14 protein-coding genes are annotated in these 14,586 nt (G+C 58.4%); 9 read left to right on the forward strand and 5 right to left on the reverse strand.

The window, feature by feature from the left end:
- Window positions 1-254: 254 nt before the first annotated feature.
- Together QN377_RS18900 and QN377_RS18905 are read right to left on the reverse strand one after the other, a co-directional pair.
- A complete protein-coding gene (locus QN377_RS18900; RefSeq protein WP_095001080.1) occupies window positions 255-1,748 on the reverse strand; it encodes a CoA-acylating methylmalonate-semialdehyde dehydrogenase in 1,494 nt (497 codons plus the stop codon).
- Between the two features lie 81 nt (window positions 1,749-1,829).
- Complete coding sequence (locus QN377_RS18905) at window positions 1,830-3,179, reverse strand: aspartate aminotransferase family protein (RefSeq protein ID WP_095001079.1); 1,350 nt, start codon at window positions 3,177-3,179, stop codon at window positions 1,830-1,832.
- Window positions 3,180-3,303: 124 nt separating this feature from the next.
- Here QN377_RS18905 and QN377_RS18910 point away from each other — a divergent pair, with 124 nt between their 5' ends.
- The 5 genes from QN377_RS18910 (at window position 3,304) to QN377_RS18930 (ending at window position 7,419) form a co-directional block, all read left to right on the forward strand.
- Window positions 3,304-4,224 (forward strand): LysR family transcriptional regulator, encoded by a 921-nt coding sequence (locus QN377_RS18910; RefSeq protein WP_095001078.1) that lies wholly within the window; start codon window positions 3,304-3,306, stop codon window positions 4,222-4,224.
- 42 nt (window positions 4,225-4,266) lie between these two features.
- On the forward strand, window positions 4,267-4,917 hold the full coding sequence (locus QN377_RS18915; RefSeq protein ID WP_095019808.1) for a TetR/AcrR family transcriptional regulator: 651 nt from the start codon (window positions 4,267-4,269) through the stop codon (window positions 4,915-4,917).
- A 13-nt stretch (window positions 4,918-4,930) separates the two neighbouring features.
- Window positions 4,931-5,533, forward strand: a complete 603-nt coding sequence (locus tag QN377_RS18920) for an IMPACT family protein (protein WP_095019807.1) — start codon at window positions 4,931-4,933, stop codon at window positions 5,531-5,533.
- A gap of 157 nt (window positions 5,534-5,690) precedes the next feature.
- Window positions 5,691-6,377, forward strand: coding sequence for an SDR family oxidoreductase (locus QN377_RS18925; RefSeq protein ID WP_095001075.1), 687 nt, complete (start codon window positions 5,691-5,693; stop codon window positions 6,375-6,377).
- A gap of 88 nt (window positions 6,378-6,465) precedes the next feature.
- Window positions 6,466-7,419: an adenosine deaminase gene (locus QN377_RS18930; RefSeq protein WP_016783589.1), complete on the forward strand. Its 954-nt coding sequence runs from the start codon at window positions 6,466-6,468 to the stop codon at window positions 7,417-7,419.
- Between the two features lie 140 nt (window positions 7,420-7,559).
- On the opposite strand, the gene QN377_RS18935 is transcribed toward QN377_RS18930, so the two are convergent.
- Window positions 7,560-8,477, reverse strand: a complete 918-nt coding sequence (locus QN377_RS18935; RefSeq protein WP_095001074.1) for a LysR family transcriptional regulator — start codon at window positions 8,475-8,477, stop codon at window positions 7,560-7,562.
- Window positions 8,478-8,601: 124 nt separating this feature from the next.
- On the opposite strand from QN377_RS18935, the gene QN377_RS18940 reads away from it, so the two are divergent.
- Complete coding sequence (locus QN377_RS18940) at window positions 8,602-9,615, forward strand: zinc-binding alcohol dehydrogenase family protein (protein WP_322214082.1); 1,014 nt, start codon at window positions 8,602-8,604, stop codon at window positions 9,613-9,615.
- A 124-nt stretch (window positions 9,616-9,739) separates the two neighbouring features.
- On the forward strand, window positions 9,740-9,910 hold the full coding sequence (locus QN377_RS18945) for a sensor domain-containing protein (RefSeq protein ID WP_130872246.1): 171 nt from the start codon (window positions 9,740-9,742) through the stop codon (window positions 9,908-9,910).
- Window position 9,911: 1 nt separating this feature from the next.
- Here the strand turns inward: QN377_RS18945 and QN377_RS18950 are convergent, their stop codons facing one another.
- Entirely contained in the window at window positions 9,912-11,108 is a 1,197-nt protein-coding gene (locus QN377_RS18950) for a multidrug effflux MFS transporter (protein ID WP_095020833.1), read from the reverse strand.
- A 276-nt stretch (window positions 11,109-11,384) separates the two neighbouring features.
- A complete protein-coding gene (locus QN377_RS18955; protein ID WP_016783584.1) occupies window positions 11,385-11,585 on the reverse strand; it encodes a heavy-metal-associated domain-containing protein in 201 nt (66 codons plus the stop codon).
- A 147-nt stretch (window positions 11,586-11,732) separates the two neighbouring features.
- Here QN377_RS18955 and QN377_RS18960 point away from each other — a divergent pair, with 147 nt between their 5' ends.
- Together QN377_RS18960 and QN377_RS18965 are read left to right on the forward strand one after the other, a co-directional pair.
- Complete coding sequence (locus QN377_RS18960; protein ID WP_016783583.1) at window positions 11,733-12,113, forward strand: hypothetical protein; 381 nt, start codon at window positions 11,733-11,735, stop codon at window positions 12,111-12,113.
- Between the two features lie 84 nt (window positions 12,114-12,197).
- Window positions 12,198-14,585, forward strand: a complete 2,388-nt coding sequence (locus QN377_RS18965) for a heavy metal translocating P-type ATPase (protein ID WP_150629238.1) — start codon at window positions 12,198-12,200, stop codon at window positions 14,583-14,585.
- The last annotated feature ends 1 nt before the right edge of the window (window position 14,586 follow it).

The raw sequence follows: 14,586 nt of genomic DNA on the forward strand, positions 1-14,586 counted from the left end.
CGTTAGCGGGAGGCGAATTCTACAGCGTTACACGCTGCTGTCAACACCTCATTTCCTGCTTCGATGACTTGAAGTTTGAAACTCAAGGAGTTTTCCGTTTCGACTGCGCCGGAAGAGGTGCGAATTATAGGCCGTTTGAACCTCGGGTCAAGCACTAGTTTCACACTTCTGTCATATAGCCTTGAAAGGGGCCTAAAAGCAGAGGCCAGCCTGACGGCTGGCCTCTTTTCTTCTATAGGCTGCTATCGCCTGCCTTACAGACTCGGAAAGGCAAACTGAGAGGCTTCATGGCTGGCACGTTGCGGCCAACGTTGTGTGATCGCCTTGCGACGCGTGTAAAAGCGCACGCCATCCGGGCCATAGGCATGCAGGTCACCAAACAGCGAACGTTTCCAGCCGCCGAAGCTGTGGTAGGCAACAGGTACTGGCAACGGTACGTTAACCCCCACCATACCCACTTCAATCTCGTCGCAGAACAAACGGGCCGCCTCTCCATCACGGGTGAAAATGCAGGTACCGTTACCGTACTCGTGATCATTAATCAGTTGCATGGCCTCTTCCAGGCTCTTGACCCGCACGATGCACAATACCGGCCCGAAGATCTCTTCTTTATAGATACGCATCTCAGGTGTCACGCGATCAAACAGGCAGCCCCCCAGGAAGAAGCCTTCTTCATGCCCCTTGATACTCAACCCGCGACCATCGACCACCAACTGCGCACCTGCTGCTACGCCATCATCGACATAGCCACTGACCTTGTCCCGCGCCTGACCGGTAACCAGGGGGCCCATGTCCAGACCGCACGAAGTCCCCGCACCAATTTTCAGCGCTTTGATTTGAGGAACCAGTTTGGCCACCAGGGCATCTGCCACCTGATCACCGACGCACACTGCAACCGAGATGGCCATGCAACGCTCGCCGCACGAACCATACGCTGCGCCCATCAGTGCACTGACTGCGTTATCGAGATCCGCATCCGGCATCAACACTGCGTGGTTTTTCGCCCCACCCAGTGCCTGCACGCGCTTACCGCGTTTGGTGCCTTCGGCGTAGATGTACTCGGCGATCGGGGTCGAGCCAACAAAACTTAGCGCTTTCACTTCCGGCGCCTCGATCAGTGCATCAACAGCTGACTTGTCGCCGTGCACCACGTTCATAACCCCCTTGGGCAAACCAGCTTCTTGCAGCAGTTGAGCAATCAACAGTGTCGAGCTTGGATCACGCTCCGAGGGCTTAAGAATGAAACAGTTGCCGCACACGATCGCCAACGGGTACATCCACAACGGAACCATGGCCGGGAAGTTGAACGGTGTAATCCCTGCAACTACACCCAGTGGCTGGAAGTCCGACCAAGCATCAATATTCGGGCCTACGTTACGACTGTATTCGCCCTTCAAGATTTCCGGAGCCGAGCAAGCGTATTCGACGTTCTCGATCCCGCGCTTCAGTTCACCCGCAGCATCCTCCAGAGTCTTGCCATGCTCTTCGCTGATCAACTGCGAGATCCGCGCTTCGTTCTGCTCAAGCAATTGCTTGAAACGGAACATCACTTGGGCGCGCTTGGCAGGCGGGGTATTACGCCATGCCGGGAAGGCGGCCTTGGCTGCATCGATCGCCTGCTGGATTGTTTCACGGCTGGCCAGGGGAACCTGGTGGATCACTTTACCGGTGGACGGGTTATACACATCTGCGGTGCGCCCGGAATCGTTCAGCAACTCGCCATTGATCAGGTGTTGAATAGTGCTCATGGATGCTCCAGAAAGTTGTCCACAGGCGCGAACGCTGCGCGCCTGGGTGAATGCATTAAGTGTCGCTTCTATATAGAAGGATCAGTCGATCTGATTCAGCGCTTCGCCGACCGCATCGAACAAGCGATCCAGGTCTTGCGGCTTGCTGTTGAACGTTGGCCCGAACTGCAGGGTGTCGCCGCCGTAGCGCACGTAGAAACCGGCTTTCCACAGTTTCATCGCTGCATCGAACGGGCGCACAATTGCATCGCCATCACGCGGCGCAATCTGGATTGCACCCGCCAGGCCATAGTTGCGAATGTCGATGATGTTCTTCACGCCCTTCAAACCGTGCAATGCATTCTCAAAATGCGGTGCAACTTCAGCCACGCTCTGTACCAGGTTCTCTTTTTGCAATAGATCAAGCGCAGCAATACCCGCAGCACAGGCTACGGGGTGAGCCGAATAGGTATAGCCATGAGGGAATTCAACCGCGTACTCAGGCGTCGGCTGATTCATGAACGTGTGATAAATCTCGCTGGTAGCGATAACAGCCCCCATCGGAATCGCGCCGTTGGTGACTTGTTTGGCAATACACATCAAGTCAGGTGTCACGCCGAAGCTGTCAGCACCAAACATTGAGCCTGTACGACCAAAGCCAGTGATCACTTCATCGAACACCAACAGGATATTGTGCTGGTCGCAGATTTCCCGCAGACGTTTCAGATAACCCTGAGGCGGAACCAATACCCCCGCCGAGCCTGCCATCGGTTCTACAAAAACGGCAGCAATGTTCGACGCATCGTGCAATTCGATCAGCTTGAGCAGTTCATCGGCCAGGGCAATCCCGCCCTGCTCGGGCATGCCGCGAGAAAATGCGTTGCTTGCCAACAGGGTGTGGGGCAGATGATCCACATCCATCATTGCCTGGCCAAACAGTTTGCGGTTGCCGTTCACCCCACCCAGGCTGGTGCCTGCAATGTTCACTCCATGGTAGCCGCGGGCACGGCCAATCATTTTGGTTTTGCTCGACTGGCCTTTTAGACGCCAGTAGGCACGCACCATCTTCACCGCCGTGTCGGCACACTCCGACCCCGAGTCGGTGAAGAACACGTGATTGAGGTTGCCCGGCGTCAACTCGGTGATTTTTTCTGCCAGCTTGAAAGACAGCGGATGGCCGTACTGGAACGCCGGCGAGTAATCGAGGGTGCCCAATTGTCTGGCCACGGCTTCCTGGATTTCAGTACGGGTATGCCCTGCGCCGCAGGTCCAAAGACCTGACAGCGAATCGTAAATCTGCCGACCCTTATCATCCGTCAGATAACTGCCCTTGGCCGCGACGATAAAGCGCGGATCGCGATGGAAGTTACGGTTGGCAGTGTAAGGCATCCAGTGAGCATCCAGCTTGAGCTGGCTGGTCAGGTTCAATTCGGCATTTTCGGGCATGTTCATCAGCAAAACCTCGCAAGGCAAAAGCGGCGTGGGATGTTGAAAGCGTTGTTGCGCCTAAATTGCCACGGCTATAAAGTCCATGAAATCCAACTCTTCTAACCTTTAGTCAGGCATACACTAAACTATGAGCAGCCGTCGCCCCGATGCACTGGCCCAGGTCAGCGACTTTGATATTCGACTGCTGCGTATTTTTCGCAGCGTCGTGGAGTGCGGCGGCTTTTCGGCAGCAGAGACGGTACTGGGCATTGGCCGTTCTGCCATCAGCCAGCAGATGAGCGATCTTGAACAGCGCCTGGGTTTACGCCTGTGCCAACGTGGGCGAGCGGGTTTTTCACTGACAGAGGAAGGTCGTGAGGTCTACCACTCTGCGCTGCAATTACTCGGCGCACTTGAGAGCTTTCGTACCGAGGTCAACGGCCTTCACCAGCATTTGCGCGGCGAACTGACCATTGGCCTGACCGATAACCTGGTCACCCTGCCCCATATGCGTATCACCCATGCACTGGCCCAACTCAAGGAGCGTGGGCCTGATGTACAGATTCATATCCGCATGATCTCGCCCCATGAAGTTGAACAGGGTGTGCTCGACGGCCGCCTGCATGTGGGTGTGGTGCCCCAGGCCAGCACATTGTCCGGGCTTGAGTACCAGCCGCTCTACAGTGAGCGTTCACTGTTGTATTGCGCCGTAGGCCATCCGCTGTTTTATGTCGACGACAGGCAATTGGAAGATGCACGGTTGAATGCGCAGGATGCCATTGCCCCCACCTTTCGCCTGCCCTCGGATATCCAGGCCCACTACCAGGCGCTCAATTGCACCGCCAGCGCGTCGGATCGCGAAGGCATGGCCTTTTTGATTTTGACCGGGCGCTATATCGGTTACCTGCCCGACCATTACGCCAGCCTGTGGGTTCAGCAGGGCCGCTTGCGGGCACTGAAGGCAAAAACACGTTTCTACGATTTGAGCCTGGCATCGGTGACACGTAAAGGCCGGCGCCCGCATCTGGTCCTGGAAAGTTTCCTTGAGAGCCTGGAAGCGACGCGTTAACGTGAAAAACTTCGCTACACAAACAGGTTGCCCGGAGCGCCCATGACCCTTGAAGTTCCTGCCCATGACGGCAAGCCTCCCAGCCGTATCCGGCAGAAAAACGAAGAGGCCATTCTCAAGGCCGCCGAAGATGAGTTTGCCCGTCACGGCTTCAGAGGCACCAGCATGAACGCCATCGCCCTGAGTGCCGGGCTGCCAAAGGCCAATCTGCATTATTACTTCACCAACAAGCTAAGCCTGTATATCGCAGTACTGAGCAATATCATCGAGCTATGGGACCGTACCTTCAACGTTTTGACCGCTGACGATGACCCGGCCCAGGCCCTGACTCAGTATATCCGCGCAAAAATGGAGTTTTCCCGGCGACAGCCCCAGGCTTCGCGAGTGTTTGCGATGGAAATCATCAGTGGCGGGGCCTGCCTGACCGAGTATTTCTCACAAGACTACAGAGCTTGGTTTCAAGGTCGTGCAGCTGTGTTCCAGGCCTGGATAGATGCAGGCAAGATGGACCCGGTCGACCCGGTCCATCTGATTTTCCTGCTATGGGGCAGCACCCAGCATTACGCCGACTTTTCGACACAGATTTGCCGCGTAACGGGGCGCAAGCACCTGACCAAACAGGATATGCATGCGGCCTGCGACAACCTGATCCGTATCATTCTCAAAGGCTGCGGCCTGACGCCCGCAGTCTAAGCCTGGAACCGACATGCCTTCGACCCTCACGGGGCTTTGCGAGTACCGCGAAGAAATCCGTAAAAGCCGCTTTATTACTTTTGCTGCCCCCATCACCAGCGCCCAGCAGGCCCTCGAATTTATCGAGCAACACAGCGACCTGAATGCCTCGCACAATTGCTGGGCGTGGAAACTTGGTGGGCAGTACCGCAGCAGTGATGATGGCGAACCTGGCGGCACCGCGGGCCGCCCGATACTCTCGGCCATTGAAGCGCAGGACTGCGATCAGGTCGCGGTGCTGGTTATCCGCTGGTATGGCGGCATTCAGCTGGGCACCGGCGGCCTGGCTCGGGCCTATGGCGGTGGCGCTAACAAATGCCTGCAAAACGCCGAAAAACTGCCGTTGGTCAGCCGTATAGCACTCAGTTGCTCTTGCAGTTTCAGCGAGCTGGCATTGGTCAAACTGCGCCTGGGTGAACTCAACGGCCTGATCACCGGCGAAGCCTTCACTGCCAATGGCGTTGACCTGCAACTGGCGCTGGTCGAAGAACAGATTGCTCCCGCGCGACAGCTTTTAGCGGACCTTAGCCGCGGCAGGATCCTGCTGCATCGTGACGCTGTCGAGCCAGCCCCATAAAAATGCTATTTTCCGACATCCATAGTTGCCCACAGTCACTGTGCACCCACCTGTGGATAACCTGAGCACATGCGGCCACACCCCTTGTGTGCTGGGGGCTTGAAGCACTTGTACGATTTTTAACCAACTCATATCAACTTTGTAGAGGACGCTACTCATGACCGCAAAAAAAGCACTGATCATCGGAGCTTCACGTGGCCTGGGCCTGGGTCTGGTCAAGGAGTTGCTTGCCGATGGCTGGGACGTAACCGCCACTGTGCGCCACCCACAAAAAGCCGATGCCCTGAAGGCATTGGGGCCGGTGCGCATCGAACAACTGGACATGAACAATCAACAGGCGATCAAGGCATTGGGCAATACCTTGCACAATGAAGTCTTCGATCTGCTGTTTATCAATGCCGGGGTCAAAGGCCCGGACGACCAGCTGTCGGGCAATGCAACGCTGGCCGAGGTGGGGCAGCTGTTTTTCACCAACAGCGTGGCACCGATCAATGTGGCCCGGGAGTTTGTCAGCCGGATCCGTAAGGACAGTGGCGTACTGGCATTTATGAGCTCAGTACTCGGCAGTGTCACTCAACCTGATGCCCCCGAAATGGCCCTCTACAAGGCCAGCAAAGCGGCTCTCAACTCGATGACCAATACCTTTGTACTGTATGAACTGGGCGACAATAACCCGACTGTGCTGTCCATGCACCCGGGCTGGGTAAAAACCGATATGGGCGGCGAAGGCGCCGACATTGATGTCGAAACCAGCACCCGTGGCCTGGTGGCACAGGTCAAGGCATTTGCCGGAAAAGGCGGCCATCACTTTATCGACTACAAGGGCCAGACGATTCCCTGGTAGGCAGCCTGCGACAAATGGCGGGGGAATTGTGCCCCCTCCGACCTGTAGAATGTCGCCATCTGTACCCGATTTGATGAGAAAACCTTTTATGTATGACTGGCTGAACGCCCTGCCAAAAGCTGAACTGCACATGCATCTGGAGGGTTCCCTGGAACCCGAGTTGCTGTTTTCGCTGGCCGAGCGCAACAAGATCGCCCTGCCCTGGAACGACGTTGAAACCCTGCGCAAGGCGTATGCCTTCAACAACCTGCAAGAATTCCTCGATCTTTATTACAAAGGCGCCGACGTACTGCGTACCTCCCAGGACTTCTACGACCTGACCTGGGCCTACCTGTTGCGCTGTAAAGAACAGAACGTCATTCACACAGAACCCTTCTTCGACCCGCAAACCCACACCGATCGTGGCGTGCCGTTTGAAGTCGTGCTCAATGGCATTGCCAGCGCACTTAAAGATGGCGAGCAGCAACTGGGTATCACCAGCGGCCTGATCCTCAGCTTCCTGCGCCATTTGAGCGAAGAAGAAGCAGAAAAGACCCTCGATATGGCCCTGCCATTTCGCGATGCCTTTGTCGCCGTTGGCCTCGACAGTTCAGAAATGGGCCACCCACCGAGCAAGTTTGTGCGCGTATTCGACCGCGCCCGTGATGAAGGCTTCCTGACCGTTGCCCACGCGGGTGAAGAAGGCCCGCCGGAGTACATCTGGCAAGCCCTGGACTTGCTCAAGATCCAGCGTATCGACCATGGCGTGCGCGCCATTGAAGACGAACGTCTGATGCAACGCATCATCGACGAGCAGATCCCGTTGACCGTATGCCCGTTGTCCAACACCAAACTCTGTGTGTTTGATCACATGTCGCAACACAACATTCTCGACATGCTTGAGCGTGGCGTAAAAGTGACCGTCAACTCTGATGACCCGGCCTACTTTGGCGGTTATATGACTGAGAACTTCCACGCGCTATACACCGATCTGGGCATGACCCAGGACCAGGCCAAACGCCTGGCGCAAAACGGTCTGGATGCGCGGTTGGTCAAGCCGTAACACGCGGTCTCCCCTGTGGGAACGGGCTTGCCCACGATGGCATCAACTCGATCAGGCAGACACACCTGATTGTCAGCATCGCGCGCAAGCCCGCTCCCACAGACATTTGAAACTGCAACACCGTCACTACCACAGCAGTTTTACTGTTTCCCCGGGTACAACTTGCTCAACATCGCACAGCGCTCACTGAGCATGTCGCGCAAGAGCCGCACCGGTTTACTCAATTGCGCCCGGTGACCACACAGCAGATTCAGCGGCGCCCGCTCGCACATCAGCCCCGGCAGTAACACCTTGAGCCGCCCGCTCTGCACATCTCCCGCCACATCCAGCCACGACTTGTAGGCAATGCCCTGCCCGGCAACCGCCCACAAGCGCACCACGTCGGCATCATCGCTGAAACGATTGCCGCTTACCGTCAGCCCCAGTTCGCGCTTGCCGTCATTGAATTGCCAATGGTCGTGAACCCGCGTGCCGAGCATGTACAACAGGCAATTGTGTTGCAGCAACTGCTCAAGCTGACGCGGCTCGCCCTTGCGCGCCAGGTAGTCGGGGGACGCACACAGCACCCGGCGGTTATCCGGGGCCACCGGCAGCGCCACCAGGCTGGAGTCTTCCGGCTCGCCGTAACGCAAGGCGATATCCACAGGCTGGCGGAACAGGTCGGCAATCCGGTCACCCAATAACAGGCGCACGGTGAGTTGCGGATGCTCACGCTGGAACTCATCCAGCCAGGGCAGCAACAGATTACGGCCGAAGTCTGAAGGTGCCGACAGTTGCAACACTCCGCTAACCTGATCTTGCCCACGCGCCAACAAGCGTCGCCCCTCATCGAGGCTAGCGAGTGCCGTACGCGCATATTCAAGAAAGCCTTCGCCTTCGGCCGTCAGACGCAAACTTCGGGTTGAACGCGCCAGCAGGCGCGCGCCCAGTTGAGCTTCTATCCGTTTGAGAGCAGCGCTGGCCACCGCCGGGGACATATCCATCACCCGGGCCGCCGCAGACAAACTGCCCAAGTCAGCCGCGTGAACGAACAATTGCAGATCATCGAAACGCAGCATTCACAATCCACCCGACCATTATCAATAAAAAATTGAAAGAGACTGCTGTTTTAGCCGGTTTTATCGCGCGGTGAAATAGCCAATTATCACTGCCAGTTTCTTAATCATCTTCAGGACATGTCCCATGAAAGCTGTCGCCTACTACCACTCGTTACCGATTCAAGACCCGCTGGCCCTGCAAGATATCGAGTTGCCAGAGCCGGTGGCCGGCCCCCGGGATTTGCTGGTCGAGGTCAAAGCCATTTCCGTAAACCCGGTGGACACCAAAGTGCGCCAGAACGTGCAGCCCGAGGCCGACACTGCCAAGGTACTGGGCTGGGATGTGGCCGGTGTGGTCAAGGCCGTCGGCAGTGAAGTCAGCTTGTTCAAGGTCGGCGACAAGGTCTTTTACGCAGGCTCCATTGCCCGTGCCGGGGCCAACAGTGAACGTCATGTAGTGGATGAACGCATCGTCGGGCATATGCCCAAAAGCCTCGATTTCGCACAGGCCGCAGCGTTGCCGTTGACCGCCATCACTGCCTGGGAGTTGTTGTTTGAGCGCCTTGGCGTCAACGAGGGCAAGACCGACGAGCAACAAAGCCTGCTGATCGTCGGCGCGGCGGGTGGTGTGGGTTCAATCCTGACGCAACTGGCCAGCCAACTGACTGCGCTCAAGGTGATTGGTAGCGCATCTCGCCCTGAAACCCAGGCCTGGGTCCGTGAGCTGGGCGCCGATCTGGTTATCGACCACAGCCAGCCGCTGAGCGAAGAGCTCAAGCGTCACGGCATCGACGCCGTCACCCATGTTGCCAGCCTGACCCAGACTGACCAGCATCTCGATCAGTTGGTAGAAGCACTGGCACCACAGGGCAAACTGGCGATGATTGATGATCCCAAGGCGCTGGATATCACCAAACTCAAACGCAAGAGCCTGTCACTGCACTGGGAGTTCATGTACACCCGCTCGCTGTTCCAGACCCCGGACATGATCGAGCAACATCTCCTGCTCAATCGTGTCGCCGGGCTGATCGATGCGGGCACCCTGCGTACCACGGTCGGCGAGCACTTTGGCAGCATCAATGCCACCAACCTGCGCCGCGCCCATGCACTGCTGGAAAGCGGCAAGGCCAAGGGCAAGATTGTGCTCGAAGGCTTCTGAGAGGACGTCTGACGGGACCCATGTGGTCATTTTTTAACCGTCAGTCAGAGACTTGATTCCGGGCATTTTAATCAAAGTTTTTCGGCATACACTGGCCTCCTTTGCGAACCGAAGGAGGCCAGTCATGAAAATCCTGATAAAAGCGTTAGCAAGATCCCGCGACTGCAAATGGCAGGTGCAAATCGACCAGCAAGCCGTCAACTTTCGCAGCGAGGCCGAGGCCCGGGCCTTTGTCGACAAGCTGCAATCGCGCCTGCATGCCCCGCACCGCCTGCCCGAACGTTTGGCTGGCTGAATCAGACCGGCTGCTGAGCGGCGATCCGTGCGGTGTACAGGCGCCGGGTCGCCACTGCCAGGCCCACTGCCACAAGCCCGCACAGGGTGATGACCATCGCCATTGGCATTGCGCTGCCGTCGTGCAATACCCCCACCAGTGATGCCGCCCCCGCCGCCACGCTGAACTGTAAGCAACCCAGCATCGCCGAGGCACTGCCGGCGCGCGCGCCCTGCCCGCTCATGGCGCAGGCCGAGGCATTGGGAATGATGCAGCCCAGGCTGGCAATGCAGATAAACAGCGGCACCAGCAGCGGCCACAGTTGTTCGGTATGCAAACTGCTGACGCCCAGCAAGACCAGACCCGCCGCCAGATACACCCACACCATGCGCGACAGCAAAAAGGCCGGGCCACGCTTGGCCAGCAGGCGGGCGTTCAACTGCGCCACCAGGATAAAGCCGGCCGCGTTGGTGCCGAACAACCAGCCGTAATGCTCGGCAGGCACGCCATAGAGTTTGATAAATACGAAAGGTGAACCCGCGATGTAGGCAAACATCCCGGCCATTGCGATCCCCCCCGTCAGGGCATGGCCAAGGAACTCGCGATCCTTGAGCAACCGCCCGTACTGGCGCAATGCCCCCGACAGCGGCTGACGTGGCACGTTGGCCGGCAGGCTTTCAGGCAAGCCAAGCGCTACGGCCGTTGCCGCCAATGCGCTGAACACCGTCAACACCAGGAAAATCGATTGCCAGCCATACAGGTTGACCAGCAACCCACCCAACATCGGCGCCAGGATTGGCGCCAGGCCCATAACCAGCATCAATTGTGAAAACACTTTGGCCGACTGCACCGCGTCGCATTTGTCACTGACAATGGCCCGCGAAAGGACCATGCCCGCACAGCCGCCAAGGGCCTGGACAAACCGGGCACCAATCAGCCACTCCAGGGTCGGCGCAAAGGCGCATGCCAGTGACGCGACAGTGAATAGCCCGACGCCCACCAGCAGCGGCACGCGCCGGCCGAAGCGGTCCGCTACCGGGCCATAGGCCAGCTGACCGATGGACAGGCCCAGAAAGTACACGGCCAGCGTCAGTTGTATCTGGGTTTCGTCGGTTGCAAAGGCTTGTGCCATCGCCGGGAAGCCGGGCAGGTAAAAGTCGATCGCCAAAGGACCGAAGGCACTCAGGGCGCCAAGAATCAAGATTGTTCGAAGGTTCATCAGGTATCCAGGGATCAGGCTGCGGTTAGCGCAAGCTGACAGTTTAGCTGTGGTTATCGACCCTGAACATTAAGTTAGCGAGCTAGCTAATAAATCACCTTGAACCCGTCCTGAAACAACACCGCCGTAGCAGCTGCCGAGGAACGAGGCTGCGTTCGGCGGCGCAGCCGTCGTAAGTCTGACCTTGCGGTGCGCCAGTCAGAACTTGCTCTTAGCATTCACGACGACTACGTCGCCGGACGCAGCCTCGCTCCTCGGCAGCTGCTACATACAGGTTTAGTGCGCCGTGCGCGCCTCAAACCCGGCATTGGTGATCACGTCGATAATTTGCAACGGTGATACGTTGCTGTCCACCTTGACGGTTTTGCTCGCCAGGTCCACTTCAACCTTCGCGTCTTTATCCACCGTCTGCACCGCACGGGTCACCGCGCCCACACAGCCACCACAGGTCATACCGTCTACCTTGAACGTTTGCATGATTACGCCTCCTGTTTGAGATATGCCTACAGCTTTGACCTTGCCATCGTGGCAAGGTCAAGCCCGTTGTTTCACGCGCTGACTGGCAATCCATCCCGTGCTCGGCCAAGCTGCAAGCCTTGCGATTTGATAACAGGATACTTAGCCATGCGCTGGACCGCTTTGAGCCTAGTCAGCCTTTTGGGTCTTGCCAGTGTGCCGCTGTGGGCAAATGCCGATCAGGACTACGGAGTGCTGATCATTTCCCGCGAACGCCTTGAGGTGCCGACCAACTGCGAAGTGGGTGTGTACATCGACGACCAACTGGCCGGGCGATTGTTTCAGGAGCAGGCCCTGGCCTTTAACCTGCCGCCCGCCAGCGTCGATATCCGCCTCAAGCTGCTCCCCGGGCAAGCCCCCGGCTGCCTGCCCGGCATGCTGGTGCCGCCCGCGCAGCAGTTCACCCTCAAGGCCGGGGATGTGCGCAAATACCGCATCGCCCTGGGTAAACAGGGTATGTACCTCAAGCCCGCCAAACTGGAATATTGAGCGGCAAACAACGAACAGCAAGAAGCCTTGACCTTGCCATGGGGTCAAGGTCGATTCTATGGATAGATAACTTCTTGAGGAGGACTGCTCGTGCCCACCCAATTCGATCTGCCGATTGATGGCATGACCTGTGCCAGCTGCGCAGGGCGTGTGGAAAAATCCCTGGCCAAAGTGCCCGGTGTACGTTCGGTCAGCGTCAACCTGGCCACTGAACAGGCCCGTATCGAAGCGCCTGCCGAGAGCCTGCCGGCACTGGTCGAGGCTGTGCAACAGGCAGGCTATAGCGTGCCCGCCCACAGCCTGGAACTGGATATCAGTGGCATGACCTGCGCCTCGTGCGCAGGGCGCGTAGAAAAAGCCCTGGCCAAGGTGCCCGGGGTCAAGAGCGTCAGCGTCAACCTCGCCACCGAGCGGGCCCATGTCGAATTGCTCGGCCAGGTTGATCCGGGCCTGCTGATCAATGCGGTCACTCAGGCCGGCTATGGTGCCAGCCTGCACCAGAGCGAAAAAACCACCGAAGACGATCAGCAAAAACGCCTGCACCGTGAACGCTGGGCGCTGACCCTGGCTATCGTACTGGCGCTGCCGCTGGTGCTGCCGATGCTGCTTGCGCCTTTTGGCATCCATTGGATGCTGCCCGCCTGGGCCCAGTTTGTATTGGCGACCCCGGTGCAGTTTGTTCTGGGCGCGCGTTTTTATGTGGCCGCGTGGAAAGCCGTCAAGGCCGGCGCCGGCAATATGGACCTGCTGGTCGCCCTGGGCACCAGTGCCGGTTATGGCCTGAGCCTGTATGAATGGGCCATCGCCGAACCCGGCAGCATGCCCCATCTGTATTTCGAGGCCTCGGCGGTTGTGATCGCCCTGGTGCTGCTGGGCAAATATCTCGAAAGCCGTGCCAAGCGCCAGACCGCCAGCGCCATCCGCGCCCTTGAAGCCCTTCGCCCCGAACGCGCCTTGCGCATGGTCGACGGCCAGGAACAGGATGTCGCCATCAGTGATTTGCGTCTCAATGATCTGGTGCTGGTCAAACCCGGCGAGCGGTTCCCGGTGGATGGCGAAGTGGTTGAAGGCCAAAGCCATGCCGACGAGGCCCTGATCAGTGGCGAAAGCCTGCCGGTGCCGAAACAGCCTGGGGATAAAGTCACCGGCGGCGCCATCAATGGCGAAGGTCGCTTGATTATCAAGACCATGGCCCTGGGGACGGAGACCGTACTGGCGCGCATTATCCGCCTGGTAGAGGACGCGCAGTCCGCCAAGGCGCCGATCCAGAAACTGGTGGACAAGGTCAGCCAGGTATTTGTCCCGGTGGTGCTGCTGATCGCCCTGGCCACCCTGCTCGGCTGGTGGCTCTACGGCGCGCCGATTGAAACCGCTCTGATCAACGCTGTGGCGGTACTGGTAATTGCCTGCCCTTGTGCCCTGGGCCTGGCGACCCCCACTGCAATCATGGCCGGCACCGGCGTTGCAGCCCGCCACGGGATTCTGATCAAGGACGCCGAAGCCCTCGAACGCGCCCACGAAGTCAGTGCCGTGGTTTTCGACAAAACCGGCACCCTGACTTCAGGCACGCCGCAAATTGCTCACTTCAGTGCGCTGGACGGTGATGAAGCACGCTTGCTGCAAGCCGCCGGTGCCCTGCAGCGGGGCAGCGAACACCCGCTGGCCAAGGCCGTACTGGATGCTTGCGCGGCGCGTGATTTAAAAGTGCCGGACGTTACCGACAGCCAGTCGCTGACCGGCCGCGGCATTGCCGGCACCCTGGAAGGCCGTCGCCTGGCCCTGGGCAATCGCCGTTTGCTGGAAGAAACCGGTCTCAATCCGGGCTCGCTCGCCGCATCGGCCAGCGCCTGGGAAACCGAAGGTCGCACGCTGTCCTGGCTGATCGAACAAAGCCCGCAGCCCCAAGTGCTGGGCCTGTTCGCCTTTGGTGACACACTCAAGCCCGGTGCCCAGTCGGCCATCGCCCAGCTCAATGCCCGTCATATCAGCAGTCACCTGTTGACCGGCGACAACCGCGGCAGTGCCAAAGTAGTGGCCGAGGCCCTGGGAATCAGCGATGTTCACGCCGAAGTGTTGCCCGCCGACAAGGCCGCGACCGTGGCCGAACTGAAAAAAACCGGTGTAGTGGCCATGGTCGGCGACGGTATCAACGACGCCCCGGCACTGGCCGCGGCCGATATCGGTATCGCCATGGGCGGTGGCACCGATGTGGCCATGCACGCAGCGGGCATCACTCTGATGCGCGGCGACCCGCGGTTGGTACCGGCAGCACTGGAGATCAGCCGCAAGACCTACGCCAAAATCCGGCAAAACCTGTTTTGGGCATTTATCTACAATGTGATCGGCATTCCGTTGGCTGCTTTCGGCTTTTTGAACCCTGTGCTGGCAGGCGCGGCCATGGCTTTTTCCAGTGTCAGCGTGGTCAGCAATGCGTTGCTGCTCAAATTCTGGAAGCCCAGGGATCTTGAATAAG

This window comes from Pseudomonas sp. CCC4.1, assembly GCF_035019225.1.
Lineage (GTDB): Bacteria > Pseudomonadota > Gammaproteobacteria > Pseudomonadales > Pseudomonadaceae > Aquipseudomonas > Aquipseudomonas bubulae.

Excerpts from the sequence above, each read along its gene's own strand:
- QN377_RS18900 (WP_095001080.1), bottom strand. The coding sequence starts at position 1,748 with ATGAGCACTATTCAACACCTGATCAATGGCGAGTTGCTGAACGATTCC.
- QN377_RS18930 (WP_016783589.1), top strand. The coding sequence starts at position 6,466 with ATGTATGACTGGCTGAACGCCCTGCCAAAAGCTGAACTGCACATGCAT.
- QN377_RS18960 (WP_016783583.1), top strand. The coding sequence starts at position 11,733 with ATGCGCTGGACCGCTTTGAGCCTAGTCAGCCTTTTGGGTCTTGCCAGT.
- QN377_RS18910 (WP_095001078.1), top strand. The coding sequence starts at position 3,304 with ATGAGCAGCCGTCGCCCCGATGCACTGGCCCAGGTCAGCGACTTTGAT.
- QN377_RS18955 (WP_016783584.1), bottom strand. The coding sequence starts at position 11,585 with ATGCAAACGTTCAAGGTAGACGGTATGACCTGTGGTGGCTGTGTGGGC.
- QN377_RS18940 (WP_322214082.1), top strand. The coding sequence starts at position 8,602 with ATGAAAGCTGTCGCCTACTACCACTCGTTACCGATTCAAGACCCGCTG.
- QN377_RS18905 (WP_095001079.1), bottom strand. The coding sequence starts at position 3,179 with ATGAACATGCCCGAAAATGCCGAATTGAACCTGACCAGCCAGCTCAAG.
- QN377_RS18925 (WP_095001075.1), top strand. The coding sequence starts at position 5,691 with ATGACCGCAAAAAAAGCACTGATCATCGGAGCTTCACGTGGCCTGGGC.
- QN377_RS18950 (WP_095020833.1), bottom strand. The coding sequence starts at position 11,108 with ATGAACCTTCGAACAATCTTGATTCTTGGCGCCCTGAGTGCCTTCGGT.
- QN377_RS18915 (WP_095019808.1), top strand. The coding sequence starts at position 4,267 with ATGACCCTTGAAGTTCCTGCCCATGACGGCAAGCCTCCCAGCCGTATC.
- QN377_RS18935 (WP_095001074.1), bottom strand. The coding sequence starts at position 8,477 with ATGCTGCGTTTCGATGATCTGCAATTGTTCGTTCACGCGGCTGACTTG.
- QN377_RS18920 (WP_095019807.1), top strand. The coding sequence starts at position 4,931 with ATGCCTTCGACCCTCACGGGGCTTTGCGAGTACCGCGAAGAAATCCGT.
- QN377_RS18945 (WP_130872246.1), top strand. The coding sequence starts at position 9,740 with ATGAAAATCCTGATAAAAGCGTTAGCAAGATCCCGCGACTGCAAATGG.